The following is a 16,128-nucleotide window of genomic DNA, read 5'->3' on the forward strand; positions in this document are numbered from 1 at the left end:
CGCCGCAAGCGAAGGCGCATCGCGGCGTGTCGGACAAGAATATGAAGCCGATGCGGCGCGTCACCGACGATCAGAACTTGGGCGATTGTTTCGGTGGCGTGTACGGAGTATCACGGTCGCCATAGAACCGTTTGCGCGTGGCTTCGGCGACCCGATCGCATATCGTATCGCCCAACTTGGGGCGGTCGGTCTTGCATTGCAGACGCAGTTCTTTGAGGTGCTCTGGGTTAGCCGCCAGTTCTTCTACTGTCGGAATCCTTGCCTTTGAATTGGTGGCGTTCAGAGGTGTCTCGGACTGACCGCAGGCGGTCAAGGCAGCCACCAGCAAGAACGGAATGATCTTCTTCATGGCATCAGTTCCTCCGGGTGATCGGGATTGCGGCCTCGTGCGGGTCTGGGAGTTTCTGGCAGATCGATGGCCTTTACGCGCTCAATGAACCGCGCCAGTTCATCGGACGGATCACTGTCAAGACGAAGCAAATAGGTCGTCAGCGGTGGCACGCGTGACGCCAAAGGTCGTGCCACCACACCTGATTCACGACTGGCGGCAATGTGAGCTGCACCCGCCAACCCAAGTGCGAAGCCCGCTGACACCAACGCCATCATCAAATCGCTTGTGGCAACTCGCTCCGCGACCAGCGGCTCCATGTCCACTCGGCGAAGCACCCGCTCAACATGCTTCGCGAGGCCTTCACAGACTTGCGGATCGCACAGTACCAATGGGTAGCGCAGTAACTCATCCAAGGGGATGCGCTTGTGGATCAGCAGCGGATGCCGGGCGGGCACCGCCACCATCAACGCATCGCTCCAGGCGGGCAAAGCGACGATGCCGTCGCCCACTTCATCGGATTGGGCAAATCCCACGTCGTACAGGTCATCATGCAGCCCTTTGATCTGCTGCGACAGCGGCACCTCGAAGAAGCGAATTTCGACCTCGGGCTCCTCTTGTCGGCATAGCGCCAGCAAGGCCGGTAAGCGCGAAGGCGTGATGCCATCCGACAAGGCCACACGCAATTGCCCGTGGAAACCATTGGCGACCGCTTTCACGCTGTCACGCGCCTGCTGCAAGGCAGTAAAGATGCGTGGCACGTGTTCCAGGAAGAGCTGGCCCGCGCGGGTGAGGCGGGTACTGCGGGTGGTGCGTTCGAATAATTGCACACCCAAGTCCTCCTCCAATTCCTTGATGGCCCGCGACAATGGCGACTGCTCGATATGTAGCCGCTCGGCGGCGCGCGCGAAGTGGAGTTCTTCCGCGACAGCGATGAAGCATCGAAGGTGGCGCAACTCCACTGTGCCCTTCCTATTCAAGCCGCCGTATAACCGCCATCTACCACCATGGCGCTGCCGCACATGAAGCTGGCACCTTCGGACAGCAGGAAGCAGGCTGCGTGGGCGATCTCCTCGGGCCGGCCCAGGCGCCCGATGGCGTGCAGCCCCTTCAGCGCTGCCAGTGTGGCCTCGTCGAGCGCCTTGAGCAGCGGAGTTTCGATATAGCCCGGATGGAGCGAGTTGATGCGGACGCCCTGTGCCGAATAGGCCAACGCCGCCGAGCGCGTGAGACCTGTCACCCCGTGCTTGGCCGCGACGTAGGCCGGTGCGTCCGCGCTGCCGACTAATCCCAGGACCGACGACATGTTGACGATGGCGCCGCCGCCGGCGGCCAGGATGGCCGGGATCTGCGCGCGCATGGCATGCTGCACACCCGAGAGGTTGGTATCGATGACACGTTGCCATTCCTCGGCCGCCAGTTCGCCTGCAGGCTTGAGTTCTCCGGCAATGCCAGCGTTGTTGAAAGCCAGGTGCAGAGAACCGAAATGCTTGAGTGCGCACTGCACCGCCGCACCGGCGTCCTCGGGTTTGGCCGCATTGCCCTCGTGTGCCACGGCGCGGCCGCCGGCGGCGATGATGGCCTGTGTCACACGTCGGGCGGCCTCGAAGTCGATGTCGGAGGCAACCACCTGCACACCATTTATGGCGAGCAGGTGTGCCGTTGCCTCGCCGATACCCGAGCCGGCGCCACTGACCAGCGCGCTGTCACCTTTGAAGATGTATTTCATAGTGAATCGTCCTCCTTCGGGATTTGATTGATTCATAGTTCGGACGGTGACTCTCCGCGCTCAACTAGCACGAGTGCGATGGCACAGCACGCCAGAGCGCGTCGCAAAGATGCGCCGCCGCAGTGCGTACCGGCGCCATGGTTTTGAAATGGGCGACGAGGCGCTCGACACCGCTTTGAGCACCTGCGCGAGCGCCTCCACGGGCTGTTGATTCATGTGATCTCTTTTCTGCGCGACTGGCGCACCAGCATCACGGGAACAGGTGCGATACGCGCCACCTGTTCCGCATCGCTTCCCAGCAGCAGCCGGTCCACCCCACGGCGTCCATGGGTGCCCAGGATGACCAGGTCGCAATCGTTCTCCTTGGCCTGCCGGGCAATTTGCTCTGATACCCGCTCTGCAGTGCTTTCAAGCAGTACTGTCTCTGTTGCAATTCCGTCCTGACGCAGCCGGTTTGCGGCCTCGTCCAACAAGGCATGCCCGGCTGCCAGGAAGTGAGGGCGGACGTCCTCGATGTAGACCTTGGGGCGCTCGAAACCCGTGCTGTGCCGGGTCGGCTCGATGACATGCAGCAGGACCACGGTGGCGCCGTTCAGGCGTGCCATGTCCGCCGCATGATCGAGGGCCAGAAGGGATGTGGGACTGCCATCAAGCGGCACCAGAAATCGTGAATACATGGAACTCCTCCAAGAGCTGCGGATTGCCGCGTCGGAAGTCAGCCGCTCGCGCAGTGGGCTCAAGACATGTGCTGACCGCCGTTCATCGCCACGTTGCTGCCGGTCATGAAGGCGGCGGCTTCGCTGGCGATGAAGGCGACAAGAGCTGCAATCTCGGCCGGCTGGCCGAGACGGCCAACCGGAATCGCATCGATGATCTTCTGGCGCATGTCCTCTCGCACCGCCATCACCATCTCGGTGGCCAGATAGCCCGGCGAGACGGTGTTGACCGTCACGCCCTTGCGCGCCACCTCCTGTGCGAGCGCCTTGGTGAATCCATGTACCCCGGCCTTGGCCGCCGAATAATTGGTCTGCCCGAACTGGCCCTTGCTGCCGTTGATCGAAGAGATGTTGACGATGCGGCCCCAGCCGCGCTCGGCCATCGGGTCGATGAACGGCTTGGTGACGTTGAACATGGAGTCCAGGTTGGTGCGCAGTACGGCATCCCAACCGGCCTTGTCGAGCTTGCGCAGCGTTGCATCGCGGGTGATGCCGGCGTTGTTCACCAGGATGTCGATCCGATGACCGTCGGCGTGGATGCGCCGCGCCAGTTCCTGCGTTGATTCGTAGTCCGATACATCCACCCCGTAGGCGGCAAATGAGTAGCCCTGTGTCGCTTGCGCTTGCTGCCACTGGCCAATCGTGGTGTTGCCGGGGGTATGCGTGACGATCACGCGGTGGCCGGCATCGTGCAGGGCACGGGCGATCGCAGCGCCCAACCCCCGGTTGCCTCCCGTCACGAGCGCCGTCCGTTGCGTCGTATTCATTGCCGTCCCCTCATTTCTTGGTCTTGCCCTGGGGTACGGCGCTTGGGGCGGTCCAGGGCTGCGCCAAGCGCTGGCAAAGCTGCGTGAAAGAGGCTGCGTCGCCACTGGCGCCGAATGCCTCGGAGACAGATTCCTGCCAAGTCGTGAGCGCTTGGCGCAGACCATTGGCAAAGGCCGCCTGGCTTTGGGCTGCTACTTGCCCGACCGCTTGGGCATCGCCCATGCGGCCTTGGCACAGGCGCCAGAACACCTCGGACGGCAAGGTCGCGAGCGCCTGCCAGTCGGCTGCCTGTTGGAGGCCCTGGATGCGCGAGGTGGTCTCCAGCACGCCGCCAGCGCTGAGCTGTTGCATGGCTTAACAGAACCGACAGGGGCTCTGTCAATTTGATGACGACGGCAGGGAAACGGTGACCGTGATAAAGCGATTTCGTTTTCTTCACCACTTCATTCTACCGCTGCCTCGCCATCAAATTGACAGAGCCTTGCTGGGGTGTGCATTTCAGAAATTTCTGATCTAAGCGACCTGCGCCCCTTTCCTAGTTCGCGAATTTTATGACAGCACCCCAGAGATTTTTCGATGTGCGATTGCACAATGAGCTTGACCTCGTTCGCTGGCACCTCCGTAGATACCCTGTGTTGTATCGATTCTGTGTGACGGTTGTGCTGACCTGCGTCCTTCGGTTTGTGCCTGGCAGAAGGCGGCGCCCAAACGCAGGAAGCATCTGGCCGTTTAACGCAGGATGCTTGGGCCGAATTGCGACAGATGACGATCCCGCAGCAGCTCACCTGTAAATGCATTGCTGCAAAGCAGCAATAAAGGCTCATTTCTGCCGATGGCACGCGACTTGCTTTGAGATATCAAAACACAGAATCGGAGACACAGGCGATGCACAAGCAAGCAGCCCTTGAGGCGGAACCCAGGTTCGATCCGAACCTCAGGTTTGTCAGCGTTACCGCCATCAACACACAGGGATTCGTCCAGTTCGAATTTTCAGTCGGCACCCCCGAGCTCTGTGTCGAGCTCATGCTGCCTATTGCTGCGTTCGAAGAATTTTGCCTCGCGCAGAAGGTGACGCGATTGGATGCCTTCGGCGAGATTGTGCGGCATTGATTTTCTTGTGAGCAGCGCCGAGCAGCCTGATGAAGCGCGCCTAGTCTGATCGCATCCCATCCCGGTTCACAACCACAGGAGCAGTTAATGACCATCGATTTGAAGACGCGGGAAATCAAACCACTGCGTCACACCTACACGCACGTGGCTCAATACATCGGAGCCGATAAAGCCGCTTCGCGCTATCAGGAAGGCACTGTAGGTGCTCAACCGGCAGCGAATTTTCATTACCGGCCCACGTGGGATCCCGAGCATGAACTGTTCGACACGTCGCGCACCGCGATCCAAATGAAGGACTGGTATGCGCTGAAAGACCCGCGTCAGTTCTACTACGCGTCGTGGACGATGACCCGAGCGCGGCAGCAAGACGCGATGGAATCCAACTTCGAGTTTGTCGAGTCGCGCGGCATGATCGATCTCGTTTCCGATGAGGTTCGACAACAGGCGCTTTCCGTTCTCGTGCCTTTGCGCCACGCGGCCTGGGGCGCGAACATGAACAACTCCCAGATCTGTGCCTTGGGTTATGGCACGACCTTCACTGCGCCGGCTATGTTCCACGCAATGGACAATCTGGGTGTAGCGCAGTATCTCACACGACTGGCGCTGGTAATGTCCGGGCCCGATCTTCTTGACGAAGCCAAGCAAGCCTGGATGACGAGTCCCGATTGGCAACCGTTGCGTCGTTATGTGGAAAACACTCTGGTGCTGCAAGACCCGGTGGAACTGTTCGTCGCCCAAAATCTGGCGCTCGACGGTCTTCTTTATCCCATGATCTACGGCGCTTTCGTCGACGATTACATCGCACTCAACGGTGGTAGCGCAGTGGCAATGCTAACCACTTTCATGCCCGCGTGGCATGACGAATCCAGTCGCTGGGTCGATGCGGTAGTGAAGACCATGGCGACGGAATCGGAGGATAACAAAGCGCTGCTCATTCACTGGTTGCGTACCTGGGAAGATCAGGCGGCGTCAGCGTTGTTGCCTGTCGCTGAAATGGCTTTGGCGGAAAACGGCCACGACGCCTTGGAAGAAGTAAGGCAGCGACTTCGTGCCCGCGTTGCGAAGGCCGGGATTGTTCTGTAACCGCTAATTTATATTCCTGACCGTCATAGAGGAATGTTCATGTCTAACGTATTTATCGCGTTTCAGGCTAACGAGGAGTCTCGATCGGTGGTGGAGGCGATTCTCGCTGATAACCCTAATGCGGTCGCCACAGAGTCGCCTGGCATGGTGAAGATCGATGCGCCCGGGCATCTCACAATAAACCGTCGAAGCATCGAAGACAGGATCGGCATGAAGTTCGATCTCCAGCAAATCCACATCAACCTAATCACCTTGTCCGGATATATCGACGAGGATGACGAACAGTTCACGCTGAGCTGGAAACACTGAACACGGCAAAGAGGAAATTGAAATGGACACTTCTGTGCAGAAGAAGAAACTCGGTTTAAAGGATCGCTACGCAGCGATGACCCGCGGTCTTGGCTGGCAGACCAGCTACCAGCCGATGGAAAAAGTGTTTCCGTACGACAAGTACGAAAGCATAAAGATCCACGATTGGGATAAATGGGAAGACCCCTTCCGCCTGACCATGGACGCCTACTGGAAATATCAGGGCGAGAAGGAAAAAAAGCTTTACGCCGTCATCGACGCTTTCGCGCAGAACAACGGGCAGTTGAGCATTTCCGACGCGCGCTATGTCAACGCACTCAAGGTGTTTATCCAGGGTGTGACACCGCTGGAGTATATGGCACACCGAGGTTTTGCCCACGTTGGTCGGCATTTTACGGGTGAAGGGGCGCGTGTTGCTTGCCAGATGCAGTCCATCGACGAGCTGCGTCACTTCCAGACCGAAATGCATGCTCTCTCGCACTACAACAAGTATTTTAACGGCCTGCACAACTCCATCCATTGGTACGACCGGGTCTGGTATTTGTCGGTGCCCAAGTCATTTTTTGAAGACGCGGCCACCGGTGGACCGTTCGAGTTTCTTACCGCGGTGAGCTTTTCGTTCGAATATGTGTTGACCAACCTGCTGTTTGTCCCCTTCATGTCGGGTGCTGCTTACAACGGGGACATGTCGACGGTCACCTTCGGTTTTTCGGCGCAAAGTGACGAATCGCGCCACATGACACTCGGCATCGAATGCATCAAGTTCATGCTGGAACAGGATCCGGACAACGTGCCCATCGTGCAGCGCTGGATCGACAAGTGGTTCTGGCGCGGCTATCGGCTGTTGAGCATCGTGGCCATGATGCAGGACTACATGCTGCCCAACCGGGTGATGAGCTGGCGCGAGAGCTGGGAGATGTACGTCGAGCAGAACGGCGGCGCGCTGTTCAAGGATCTGGCGCGTTACGGCATCCGCAAGCCCAAGGGCTGGGACCAGGCTTGCGAAGGCAAGGACCACATCAGCCATCAGACCTTCGCCGTGTTCTATAACTATAACGCCGCGGCCCCCATCCACACCTGGGTTCCCACAGAAGAAGAAATGGGGTGGCTGTCGGAGAAGTACCCCGAGACGTTCGACAAGTATTACCGTCCGCGTTGGGACTACTGGCGCGAGCAGGCCGCCAAGGGCAACCGTTTCTACAACAAGACGCTGCCGATGCTCTGCACTACCTGCCAGATTCCGATGATATTCACCGAGCCTGGCGACGCAACCAAGATCTGCTATCGCGAGTCGGACTACCTCGGCGACAAGTATCACTTCTGCAGCGACCACTGCAAGGAGATTTTTGACAACGAACCCGAGAAGTTCGTGCAGTCATGGCTTCCGCCGCAGCAAGTGTATCAAGGAAACTGTTTCAAGCCGGATGCCGATCCGACCAAGGAAGGTTTCGATCCCTTGATGGCCTTGCTCGACTACTACAACCTGAATGTAGGCCGGGACAACTTCGATTTCGAGGGGTCGGAAGACCAAAAGAACTTTGCTGCCTGGCGTGGAGAGGTCTTGCAAGGAGAAGCCAAATGAGCGTTGTTGCCCTCAAACCCTACAAGTTCCCGGCACGAGACGCGCGCGAAAACTTTCCGGCGCCGTTGCTGTTTATCGGCTGGGAAGACCATCTGTTGTTTGCGGCACCTGTTGCCTTGCCCCTGCCGTCGGACACGTTGTTCGGTGCGCTGTGCACCCAGGTGTTGCCCGGCACTTATGGCTATCACCCCGATTTCTCAAAAATCGACTGGAGCCAGGTGCAGTGGTTTAAGTCCGGCCAGCCGTGGCATCCCGACCCAGCGAAGTCGCTGGCTGAAAACGGTCTGACGCACAAAGACGTGATCCGCTTTCGCACGCCTGGCTTGAACGGTCTGAGCGGTTCCTGCAATTGAGATTGCGTCATGGCAGCGCAATCACACTGCAGCCGAAGTTACAGGCCGCGGTGTGATTGGCCTCCGGCGATTTGAACAATGACCTACCAACTCAACATTCAGCCCCTGGGTGCCACCATTGAGGTGGAGGAAGGGCAAACTATACTCGACGCGGCCTTGCGCCAAGGCATTTACATTCCGCACGCGTGTGGTCACGGGCTATGTGGAACCTGCAAGGTGCAGGTGTGTGACGGAGAAGTCGATCTCGGCGATGCGAATCTCTTCGCGCTGATGGACTTCGAGCGCGAGGAGCGCAAGGCGTTGGCCTGCTGTGCCACCTTGCTCGATGACACGACCATCGAGGCCGACATCGAGGAAGACCCGGACGCCGAAGTCATCCCGGTCGAGGATTTCAATGCCGAGGTGACACGCATCGAGCAACTCACACCGACGATCAAAGCCGTCTTCCTGAGACTCGATCAACCGATTCATTTTCAGGCGGGTCAGTACGTGCAACTTGAAATTCCCGAGTTGCGCCAGACACGGGCGTTTTCCATCGCCAATTCACCTGCGGACGTCGCAGCAACGGGAGAGATCGAGCTCAATATTCGCCGGGTTCCGGGAGGACAGGGCACGGGTTACATCCATGAACAACTGGCGGTGGGGAACATTCTGCACGTGACGGGTCCCTATGGCCGGTTTTTCGTGCGCAGGTCAGCCGACCAGCCCATGGTTTTCATGGCAGGTGGTTCAGGCCTGTCGAGCCCTCGGTCGATGATTCTCGACTTGTTGCAAAGCGGATGGAGCAAGCCTATCACTCTGGTCTATGGCCAGCGCAATGAGGCAGAACTGTATTACGACGACGAGTTCCGCGAGCTCAGCCAGCGGTATTCGAACTTCAGCTACGTGCCGGCGCTATCGGAAAAAGCAGAAGGTGCGACGCATCCCTTGGCGCAGGGTTTCGTTCACGAGGTCGCCAAGGCTCATTTCCAGAACAACTTTTCCGGCCACCAAGCCTATTTGTGCGGGCCGCCGGCGATGATCGACGCCTGCGTCACGACCCTGATCCAGGGCCGGTTGTTCGAACGCGACATCTATTTTGAGAAGTTCATTTCCGCAGCCGACGCCCAACAAGTACGCAGTCCGCTTTTCAAGAGGGTGTGATCGTGACTACTCAGGACGGGAAGGTCTACGTGACCGTCAAGCAGACCGGCGAGCGTTTCAGCTGCGCTCTCGGTGAGTCTCTGCTTGCCGGCATGGCACGCCTTGGGCGTCGCGGCATACCAGTTGGTTGCCTTAGCGGCGGGTGCGGGGTGTGTAAGGTCGCAGTGTGCAGAGGCAGCGTGCGCAAAACAGGAGCAATGAGCCGTGCGCACATTTCCGAGGCGGAAGAAGCGCAAGGTGTGGTGCTGGCGTGCCGGGTGGCGCCCACTGATGATGTAGAACTGGAGGTGGTCGGCAAGATGCAAAAGCCCTTTTTCAAAGGGTTGAGCTTTCAGGTAGCCCAAGATTCAACGAAATAAGCCGAAGGAGATAGACCATGGGTGTGATGCGAATCGGCCATGCCAGTCTGAAAGTGATGGACATGGCGTTGGCAATCAAGCACTACGAAAACGTCCTGGGAATGAAAAGGACGATGGAGGACGAACATGGAAACGTGTACCTCAAGTGCTGGGACGAATGGGACAAGTACTCCGTTATTCTGACGCCGTCCGATCAAGCAGGGCTCAACCATGTCGCCTACAAGGTTGAGCACGACGCCGACCTAGACGCGCTGCAAAAGCGTATCGAAGCCTATGGCTTCAAGACACAAATGCTCCCCGAAGGTACCCTTCCTTCGACCGGTCGTATGCTGCAGTTCAACCTGCCGAGCGGACATGAGATGCGTCTGTTTGCGACGAAGGAATATGTGGGCACCGGAGTCGGAACGACCAATCCTGACCCGTGGCCCGATGACGTCAAGGGGGCAGGCGCCCATTGGCTGGATCACTGCCTATTGATGTGTGAACTCAATCCGGAGACGGGCGTGAATCGGGTGGCGGAAAATACCCGGTTCATGAAGGAATGCCTGGACTTTTATCTGGCTGAGCAAGTTATGGTAGGTCCGGATAGTAGCATTCAGGCTGCAACGTGGATGTTCCGCACGTCCACGCCGCACGACATCGCTTTCGTAGGTGGGCCTCGCAATGGCTTGCACCACATTGCCTTCTTCCTCGACTCGTGGCATGACGTACTGAAATCGGCTGACGTCATGGCCAAGAACAAGGTCAAGATCGACGTGGCGCCGACTCGCCATGGGATTACCCGCGGGGAGACGATCTATTTCTTCGATCCAAGTGGGAATCGCAACGAGACCTTTGCCGGCCTGGGCTACCTCGCTCAACCTGATCGGCCTGTGACGACCTGGACGGAAGAGCATCTCGGCAGCGGCATCTTCTATCACACCGGTGAGTTGGTCCAGTCATTCACCGAGGTTTACACCTGACTGCCACGCAGGAGATAGCACATGACTCAGGCTGACTCACTTCATAGCGTCGAGGCGCGGCTGATCAACTGGCCTGCGGCTAACCGCGTCGTCGAGGCAGCTGCGCTGCACGCGCAGCGCCTCGGCGTATGCGTGAACATCGCGGTGGTCGATGTGGCGGGGAATCTTGCCGCGTTTCTGCGCATGCCTGGAGCGCCGTTGCACTCCATCGAGATCGCCATCGACAAGGCATACACGGCAGCCAGTTTCGGCTTACCGACCAGTCGGTGGAGTGAGGCCTTGCTGAGTCATTCCGAAGCGGTCCGCCAAGGCATCGTGCGAAGGCCCCGCTTCATCGCCTTCGGCGGTGGTTTGCCGATTGTTGAAAGTGGCCATCGCATCGGGGGTATTGGCGTGTCTGGCGGTACCGAAGAGCAGGACGAGCACTGTGCGCAAGCCGGATTGAGCCTGCTAGGTCTAACTCAAACCTGAATCTTTCCGGAAAGTCGACTGCCGCCGCGACCACATTTGCCTAACAAGGAAGTTTACTGAAACATCATGCTGATTACCGATCCCCAAGCGACCGCGAGCACTGGAAACCAGTCCGGCGCTCGTGCTAAAGAAATCCACAACTTCATCAACGGCGAATATGTGCCGGGTCAGCGTTGGTTCGAGAAGCGCTCGCCGTTGAACAACGCGGTCATTGCCAAGGTGGCCGAAGCCGGCCGTGCCGAAGTCGACGCGGCGGTGGCTGCGGCGCAGGCCGCGCTCAAGGGAGCGTGGGGGCGCATGAGCTTGGCCCAGCGCGTGGAAGTGCTGTACGCGGTGGCCGACGGCATCAACCGTCGTTTTGACGACTTCCTGGCCGCTGAGGTAGAGGACACGGGCAAGCCTATGAGCCTGGCGCGGCATGTGGACATTCCGCGTGGGGCGGCCAATTTCAAGATCTTCGCCGACGTGGTGAAGAACGTGCCCACTGAGTTTTTTGAAATGCCTACACCGGATGGTGTCGGGGCGATCAACTACGCCATGCGTCGACCGGTCGGGGTGGTCGGGGTGATCTGTCCATGGAACCTGCCACTGCTGCTGATGACCTGGAAAGTCGGCCCAGCGCTGGCCTGTGGCAACACCGTTGTGGTCAAGCCCTCCGAAGAGACGCCGCAGACCGCTGCATTGCTGGGCGAGGTGATGAACGCGGCGGGCGTGCCGCGAGGGGTCTACAACGTCGTGCACGGCTTCGGCCCCAACTCCACCGGCGAATTCCTCACCACCCACCGCGGCATCAACGCCATCACCTTCACCGGTGAAACCCGCACGGGTGCGGCCATCATGAAGGCCGCGGCTGACGGTGCGCGCCCCGTGAGTCTGGAGATGGGCGGCAAGAACGCTGCCATCGTGTTTGCCGACTGCGACTTCGACGCCGCCATTGAAGGCACGCTGCGCTCGTGCTTCGCCAACTGTGGCCAGGTCTGCCTGGGTACCGAGCGGGTATATGTCGAGCGCCCCATCTTTGATCGTTTTGTCTCCGCGCTCAAAAAAGGCGCTGAAGGCATGCAGCTCGGCCGCCCGGAAGATCCGGCCACCGGCATGGGCCCGTTGATTTCGCAAGAGCATCGTGACAAGGTGCTGTCGTATTACAAGAAGGCGGTTGAAGCGGGCGCGACGGTGGTGGCGGGCGGCGGTGTACCCGATATGCCGGACGCGCTCAAAGGCGGCGCGTGGGTACAGCCCACCATCTGGACGGGCTTGGGCGACGACTCGGTAATTGCCCGCGAGGAGATCTTCGGCCCTTGCGCGCTGGTCATGCCATTCGACAGCGAAGAAGAGGTGATCCGCCGTGCCAACGATAACGACTACGGCCTGGCCACGGCGATCTGGACCACCAATCTGTCGCGTGCGCACCGCGTGGCGGGGGCCATCGAGGTCGGCATTGCGTGGGTGAACTCCTGGTTCCTGCGCGATTTGCGCACGCCGTTCGGCGGGGCCAAGCAGTCGGGTATCGGGCGCGAGGGCGGAGTCCACTCGCTGGAGTTCTACACGGAACTCAAAAACGTTTGCATCAAACTGTGATCATGGACAAAACTCAAATCACCCAGCTTGGCGACGCCCTGTATCAGGCACTGACCACGCGAACCGTGCTCGATCCGCTGACCGAGCGCCACCCCGATATGACGATCGAGGACGCCTATCACATTCAGCAGCGCATGATCGAGCGTCGTGTGCAGGCTGGTGAAACCATCATCGGCAAGAAGATCGGCGTCACGTCGGCGGCCGTGATGAACATGCTTGGCGTGTATCAGCCGGATTTCGGCTACATGCTCGACGGCATGATCTACAACGAAGGGCAGTCGATCGAGATCGGCACGCTGATTCAGCCCAAGGCCGAAGGCGAGATCGCGTTCATCCTCAAGAAAGACCTGATGGGGCCGGGGGTGACCAACGTGGACGTGCTGGCGGCGACCGAATGCGTGATGCCGTGCTTTGAAATTGTCGATTCGCGCATCCGCGACTGGAAGATCAAGATTCAGGACACCGTGGCGGACAACGCCTCCTGTGGCGTATTCGTGCTGGGTGATCACGCGGTCGATCCACGCAAGCTCGACCTGACGCTGTGCGGCATGGTGATGGAGCGTAATGGCGAGATTATCGCCACGGGCTGCGGCGCGGCGGCACTGGGCTCACCGGTCAACGCCGTGGCCTGGCTTGCCAACACGCTGGGGCGTCTGGGCATTGCACTCAAGGCGGGCGAGGTGATCTTGTCCGGCGCGCTGGCGGCGATGTTCCCGGCCAAGGCGGGCGACAGCTTCCGCGTCAGTATTGGTGGTCTGGGCGGTTGTTCGGTCCGGTTTCACTGAACGCGCCTGGCCAGGCACCACGCCCGGCCGTTGTCGGATGCCGTGCGTAAAAGTCATTTTTATAGGAAGGACAAGGTCATGAAAAAGATCAAATGTGCGCTGATCGGACCAGGCAATATCGGCACCGATCTGCTGGCCAAGCTCAAGCGCAGCTCGGTGCTGGAGCCGGTGTGGATGGTGGGCATCGACCCGGAATCGGAGGGGCTGAACCGAGCCCGTGAGCTCGGCATCAAAACCACGGCGGAAGGTGTCGACGGGCTGCTGCCGCATGTGCTGGCCGATGGTGTGCAGATCGCGTTTGATGCCACCAGTGCATATGTTCACGCGGAAAACGCGCGCAAGCTTAACGCGCTGGGCGTGATGATGATCGATCTGACGCCGGCGGCAATTGGCCCGTACTGCGTACCGCCGGTCAATTTGAAAGAGCACCTGGGCAAACGCGAGATGAATGTAAACATGGTCACCTGTGGCGGGCAGGCCACCATTCCGATGGTCGCTGCGGTCTCGCGCGTGCAGCCGGTCGCTTACGGAGAAATCGTCGCGACCGTATCGAGCCGATCGGTGGGGCCCGGCACGCGCAAAAACATTGACGAATTCACGCGGACCACGGCCGGCGCGGTGGAAAAGGTGGGGGGCGCGAGGAAGGGCAAAGCCATCATCATCATCAACCCGGCGGAGCCTCCGCTGATGATGCGCGACACGATTCATTGCCTGACCGAAACCGAGCCGGATCAGCAAAGGATTGCCGAGTCCATCCACGCCATGATCGAAGAGGTCCAGAAGTACGTGCCCGGTTACCGGCTGGTCAACGGCCCGGTGTTTGACGGCAAGCGTGTGACGGTCTTCATGGAGGTGGCGGGCCTGGGGGACTATCTGCCCACGTACGCCGGCAACCTGGACATCATGACCGCTGCCGCGGCCCGGACCGCCGAGATGTTTGCCGAAGAGATGATTGCCGGCAATCTCACGCTCGAACCGGTTGTCGCTTGAGCCGTCAAGGAGAACAGAGATGAACCTGCAAGGAAAAAAAATCACCGTCCACGACATGACGTTGCGTGACGGCATGCATCCGAAGCGCCATATGATGACGCTGGAGCAAATGAAAAGCATCGCCTGCGGCCTGGACGCAGCCGGGGTCCCCCTGATTGAAGTCACGCACGGCGATGGCCTGGGCGGCTCGTCGGTCAACTATGGCTTTCCGGCCCACAGCGATGAAGAATATCTGGGGGCCGTGATCCCGCTCATGAAGCAGGCCAAGGTCTCGGCTTTACTGTTGCCGGGCATCGGCACAGTCGACCATCTGAAGATGGCCAAGGAGCTTGGCGTGCACACCATCCGGGTGGCTACGCACTGCACCGAGGCTGACGTGTCGGAGCAGCACATTGCCCTGGCGCGCAAGCTTGAGATGGACACGGTGGGCTTCCTGATGATGGCGCATATGAACAGTCCTGAAGGGCTGGTCGGGCAGGCAAAGCTGATGGAGTCGTACGGCGCCAACTGTGTTTACATTACCGATTCGGCTGGCTACATGCTGCCCGATGATGTCAGGGCCCGCCTTGGCGCGGTGCGTGAGGCGCTCAAGCCGGAGACGGAACTGGGCTTTCACGGCCACCACAACCTGGCGATGGGGATCGCCAACTCCATTGCGGCCGTTGAGTGTGGCGCCACCCGCATCGACGCCGCCTCGGCTGGTCTCGGTGCGGGTGCGGGCAACACGCCGATGGAGGTCCTGGTCGCCGTATGCGACCGAATGGGGATTCAGACCGGAGTGGATGTGTGGGCCATTCAGGACGTGGCCGAAGACCTGGTTGTGCCGATCATGGACTTCCCCATCCGGATCGACCGCGACTCGCTCACCCTGGGTTACGCCGGGGTCTACGGGTCGTTCCTGCTGTTTGCCAAGCGCGCCGAGCGAAAGTATGGCGTACCGGCGCGCGAGATCTTGGTCGAGCTTGGGCGCCGGGGCATGGTCGGTGGCCAGGAAGATATGATTGAAGACACGGCCATCACGCTGGCCAAAGCGCGTGCGTCAAAGGCGCAGAAGGTGGCGGCATGAAACTGGATCGCACCACCATTGCGCGCCTTGCAGAGCACCTCGAGAACTGCGAGCTCCACGCGCAAGACACGCTCAAGATCACCGATGAGCATCCCGAGATGGATTGGGATGACGCTTACGCGATCCAGGACGAGATTCGCCGCCGCAAGCTGGCCCGCGGCGGGAAGATCGTTGGGCTCAAAGCGGGGCTGACCTCGCACGCCAAAATGAAGCAGATGGGGGTTGAGAGCCCTGTCTTCGGCTTCATGGCCGACTATTACGCGATCCCCGATGGCGGCACGTGCAAGACCGAGGCGCTGATCCATCCCAAAGTCGAGCCGGAAATCGCCTTTGTTACTAAAGCGCCGTTGAAAGGCCCGGGCTGTCATATCGGAGCGGTGCTGGCGGCGACTGACTTCGTGATGCCGGGCATCGAAGTCATTGACTCGCGCTACCGCGATTTCAAGTTCGATCTCAAAAGTGTGGTAGCGGACAACACGTCGGCCGCACGCTTTGTTGTGGGTGGGCGCGCACTGCCAGTGTCTGAGGTGGATCTGCGCATCGTCGGCATCGTGCTGGAGAAAAACGGTGAGCCGGTTGCGTTCGGGGCGGGCGCCGCGGTGCTGGGCCACCCGGCCGCGGCGATTGCGATGCTGGCCAATCATCTGGGCGCGCGTGGCGAGGAGATTCCGGCGGGCAGTTTGATTCTGTCAGGGGGGATCACGGAGGCCATTGCCGTGCGAGCGGGGGATGCCATCGCCCTGCGGGTGCAGGGGATGGGCAGCACCGGTTTGCGCTTCGTTTAAAGGAGATAGCC

The 16,128-nt window shown here is 59.7% G+C and carries 20 protein-coding genes; 14 read left to right on the top strand and 6 right to left on the bottom strand.

Going from position 1 to position 16,128, the window contains the following annotated elements:
• Positions 1 to 70: 70 nt before the first annotated feature.
• The 6 genes from V8Z80_RS01950 to V8Z80_RS01975 form a co-directional block, all read right to left on the bottom strand.
• Complete coding sequence (locus V8Z80_RS01950; RefSeq protein WP_011516102.1) at positions 71 to 349, bottom strand: EexN family lipoprotein; 279 nt, start codon at positions 347 to 349, stop codon at positions 71 to 73.
• Positions 346 to 1,290 (bottom strand): LysR family transcriptional regulator, encoded by a 945-nt coding sequence (locus V8Z80_RS01955; RefSeq protein WP_021159343.1) that lies wholly within the window; start codon positions 1,288 to 1,290, stop codon positions 346 to 348. The genes V8Z80_RS01950 and V8Z80_RS01955 overlap by 4 nt, the downstream gene beginning before the upstream one ends.
• A gap of 14 nt (positions 1,291 to 1,304) precedes the next feature.
• The gene (locus V8Z80_RS01960) at positions 1,305 to 2,057 is read right to left on the bottom strand and encodes an SDR family NAD(P)-dependent oxidoreductase (protein WP_021159342.1); all 753 of its coding nucleotides are present in this window, start codon (positions 2,055 to 2,057) and stop codon (positions 1,305 to 1,307) included.
• Between the two features lie 212 nt (positions 2,058 to 2,269).
• Positions 2,270 to 2,734, bottom strand: a complete 465-nt coding sequence (locus tag V8Z80_RS01965) for a universal stress protein (RefSeq protein WP_011516099.1) — start codon at positions 2,732 to 2,734, stop codon at positions 2,270 to 2,272.
• Between the two features lie 59 nt (positions 2,735 to 2,793).
• On the bottom strand, positions 2,794 to 3,540 hold the full coding sequence (gene phbB / locus V8Z80_RS01970; RefSeq protein ID WP_011516098.1) for an acetoacetyl-CoA reductase: 747 nt from the start codon (positions 3,538 to 3,540) through the stop codon (positions 2,794 to 2,796).
• A gap of 10 nt (positions 3,541 to 3,550) precedes the next feature.
• Positions 3,551 to 3,892 carry a hypothetical protein gene (locus tag V8Z80_RS01975; RefSeq protein WP_035822233.1) on the bottom strand — a complete coding sequence of 114 codons (342 nt, stop codon included), beginning with the start codon at positions 3,890 to 3,892 and terminating at the stop codon, positions 3,551 to 3,553.
• A 534-nt stretch (positions 3,893 to 4,426) separates the two neighbouring features.
• Between V8Z80_RS01975 and V8Z80_RS01980 the strand changes: the two genes are divergently transcribed.
• From V8Z80_RS01980 to dmpH, 14 genes are all read left to right on the top strand, one after another.
• The gene (locus V8Z80_RS01980) at positions 4,427 to 4,651 is read left to right on the top strand and encodes a phenol hydroxylase subunit (RefSeq protein ID WP_011516097.1); all 225 of its coding nucleotides are present in this window, start codon (positions 4,427 to 4,429) and stop codon (positions 4,649 to 4,651) included.
• A gap of 87 nt (positions 4,652 to 4,738) precedes the next feature.
• The gene (locus V8Z80_RS01985) at positions 4,739 to 5,734 is read left to right on the top strand and encodes an aromatic/alkene monooxygenase hydroxylase subunit beta (protein ID WP_011516096.1); all 996 of its coding nucleotides are present in this window, start codon (positions 4,739 to 4,741) and stop codon (positions 5,732 to 5,734) included.
• Between the two features lie 39 nt (positions 5,735 to 5,773).
• Entirely contained in the window at positions 5,774 to 6,043 is a 270-nt protein-coding gene (locus V8Z80_RS01990; protein WP_011516095.1) for an MmoB/DmpM family protein, read from the top strand.
• Positions 6,044 to 6,065: 22 nt separating this feature from the next.
• The gene (locus V8Z80_RS01995) at positions 6,066 to 7,625 is read left to right on the top strand and encodes an aromatic/alkene/methane monooxygenase hydroxylase/oxygenase subunit alpha (protein ID WP_011516094.1); all 1,560 of its coding nucleotides are present in this window, start codon (positions 6,066 to 6,068) and stop codon (positions 7,623 to 7,625) included.
• Positions 7,622 to 7,978, top strand: coding sequence for a phenol hydroxylase subunit P4 (locus V8Z80_RS02000; RefSeq protein WP_011516093.1), 357 nt, complete (start codon positions 7,622 to 7,624; stop codon positions 7,976 to 7,978). Before V8Z80_RS01995 ends, V8Z80_RS02000 begins: the two co-directional genes overlap by 4 nt.
• Before the next feature lie 78 nt (positions 7,979 to 8,056).
• A complete protein-coding gene (locus tag V8Z80_RS02005) occupies positions 8,057 to 9,121 on the top strand; it encodes an NADH:ubiquinone reductase (Na(+)-transporting) subunit F (protein WP_011516092.1) in 1,065 nt (354 codons plus the stop codon).
• Between the two features lie 2 nt (positions 9,122 to 9,123).
• On the top strand, positions 9,124 to 9,480 hold the full coding sequence (locus V8Z80_RS02010) for a 2Fe-2S iron-sulfur cluster-binding protein (RefSeq protein ID WP_011516091.1): 357 nt from the start codon (positions 9,124 to 9,126) through the stop codon (positions 9,478 to 9,480).
• Between the two features lie 17 nt (positions 9,481 to 9,497).
• Entirely contained in the window at positions 9,498 to 10,442 is a 945-nt protein-coding gene (locus V8Z80_RS02015; protein ID WP_011516090.1) for a catechol 2,3-dioxygenase, read from the top strand.
• A gap of 21 nt (positions 10,443 to 10,463) precedes the next feature.
• Positions 10,464 to 10,913, top strand: a complete 450-nt coding sequence (locus V8Z80_RS02020; protein WP_011516089.1) for a GlcG/HbpS family heme-binding protein — start codon at positions 10,464 to 10,466, stop codon at positions 10,911 to 10,913.
• A 66-nt stretch (positions 10,914 to 10,979) separates the two neighbouring features.
• Positions 10,980 to 12,491 (top strand): 2-hydroxymuconic semialdehyde dehydrogenase, encoded by a 1,512-nt coding sequence (locus tag V8Z80_RS02025; protein ID WP_066132407.1) that lies wholly within the window; start codon positions 10,980 to 10,982, stop codon positions 12,489 to 12,491.
• A gap of 2 nt (positions 12,492 to 12,493) precedes the next feature.
• The gene (dmpE, locus tag V8Z80_RS02030) at positions 12,494 to 13,276 is read left to right on the top strand and encodes a 2-oxopent-4-enoate hydratase (protein WP_029310117.1); all 783 of its coding nucleotides are present in this window, start codon (positions 12,494 to 12,496) and stop codon (positions 13,274 to 13,276) included.
• A gap of 78 nt (positions 13,277 to 13,354) precedes the next feature.
• Positions 13,355 to 14,266, top strand: coding sequence for an acetaldehyde dehydrogenase (acetylating) (locus V8Z80_RS02035; protein ID WP_011516086.1), 912 nt, complete (start codon positions 13,355 to 13,357; stop codon positions 14,264 to 14,266).
• 19 nt (positions 14,267 to 14,285) lie between these two features.
• Positions 14,286 to 15,332, top strand: coding sequence for a 4-hydroxy-2-oxovalerate aldolase (gene dmpG, locus V8Z80_RS02040; RefSeq protein ID WP_011516085.1), 1,047 nt, complete (start codon positions 14,286 to 14,288; stop codon positions 15,330 to 15,332).
• Entirely contained in the window at positions 15,329 to 16,117 is a 789-nt protein-coding gene (gene dmpH / locus V8Z80_RS02045) for a 2-oxo-3-hexenedioate decarboxylase (protein ID WP_011516084.1), read from the top strand. Before dmpG ends, dmpH begins: the two co-directional genes overlap by 4 nt.
• Positions 16,118 to 16,128: the final 11 nt, after the last annotated feature.

It is taken from the genome of Orrella sp. JC864 (assembly GCF_037026685.1).
Lineage (GTDB): Bacteria > Pseudomonadota > Gammaproteobacteria > Burkholderiales > Burkholderiaceae_B > Orrella.

Coding starts and splice junctions, on each gene's coding strand:
- dmpH (WP_011516084.1), top strand. CDS start 15,329: ATGAAACTGGATCGCACCACCATTGCGCGCCTTGCAGAGCACCTCGAG.
- dmpE (WP_029310117.1), top strand. CDS start 12,494: ATGGACAAAACTCAAATCACCCAGCTTGGCGACGCCCTGTATCAGGCA.
- V8Z80_RS02015 (WP_011516090.1), top strand. CDS start 9,498: ATGGGTGTGATGCGAATCGGCCATGCCAGTCTGAAAGTGATGGACATG.
- V8Z80_RS02025 (WP_066132407.1), top strand. CDS start 10,980: ATGCTGATTACCGATCCCCAAGCGACCGCGAGCACTGGAAACCAGTCC.
- V8Z80_RS01975 (WP_035822233.1), bottom strand. CDS start 3,892: ATGCAACAGCTCAGCGCTGGCGGCGTGCTGGAGACCACCTCGCGCATC.
- V8Z80_RS01960 (WP_021159342.1), bottom strand. CDS start 2,057: ATGAAATACATCTTCAAAGGTGACAGCGCGCTGGTCAGTGGCGCCGGC.
- V8Z80_RS01985 (WP_011516096.1), top strand. CDS start 4,739: ATGACCATCGATTTGAAGACGCGGGAAATCAAACCACTGCGTCACACC.
- V8Z80_RS02020 (WP_011516089.1), top strand. CDS start 10,464: ATGACTCAGGCTGACTCACTTCATAGCGTCGAGGCGCGGCTGATCAAC.
- V8Z80_RS01990 (WP_011516095.1), top strand. CDS start 5,774: ATGTCTAACGTATTTATCGCGTTTCAGGCTAACGAGGAGTCTCGATCG.
- V8Z80_RS01965 (WP_011516099.1), bottom strand. CDS start 2,734: ATGTATTCACGATTTCTGGTGCCGCTTGATGGCAGTCCCACATCCCTT.
- V8Z80_RS02005 (WP_011516092.1), top strand. CDS start 8,057: ATGACCTACCAACTCAACATTCAGCCCCTGGGTGCCACCATTGAGGTG.
- V8Z80_RS01995 (WP_011516094.1), top strand. CDS start 6,066: ATGGACACTTCTGTGCAGAAGAAGAAACTCGGTTTAAAGGATCGCTAC.
- phbB (WP_011516098.1), bottom strand. CDS start 3,540: ATGAATACGACGCAACGGACGGCGCTCGTGACGGGAGGCAACCGGGGG.
- V8Z80_RS02035 (WP_011516086.1), top strand. CDS start 13,355: ATGAAAAAGATCAAATGTGCGCTGATCGGACCAGGCAATATCGGCACC.
- V8Z80_RS01950 (WP_011516102.1), bottom strand. CDS start 349: ATGAAGAAGATCATTCCGTTCTTGCTGGTGGCTGCCTTGACCGCCTGC.
- V8Z80_RS01980 (WP_011516097.1), top strand. CDS start 4,427: ATGCACAAGCAAGCAGCCCTTGAGGCGGAACCCAGGTTCGATCCGAAC.
- V8Z80_RS02000 (WP_011516093.1), top strand. CDS start 7,622: ATGAGCGTTGTTGCCCTCAAACCCTACAAGTTCCCGGCACGAGACGCG.
- dmpG (WP_011516085.1), top strand. CDS start 14,286: ATGAACCTGCAAGGAAAAAAAATCACCGTCCACGACATGACGTTGCGT.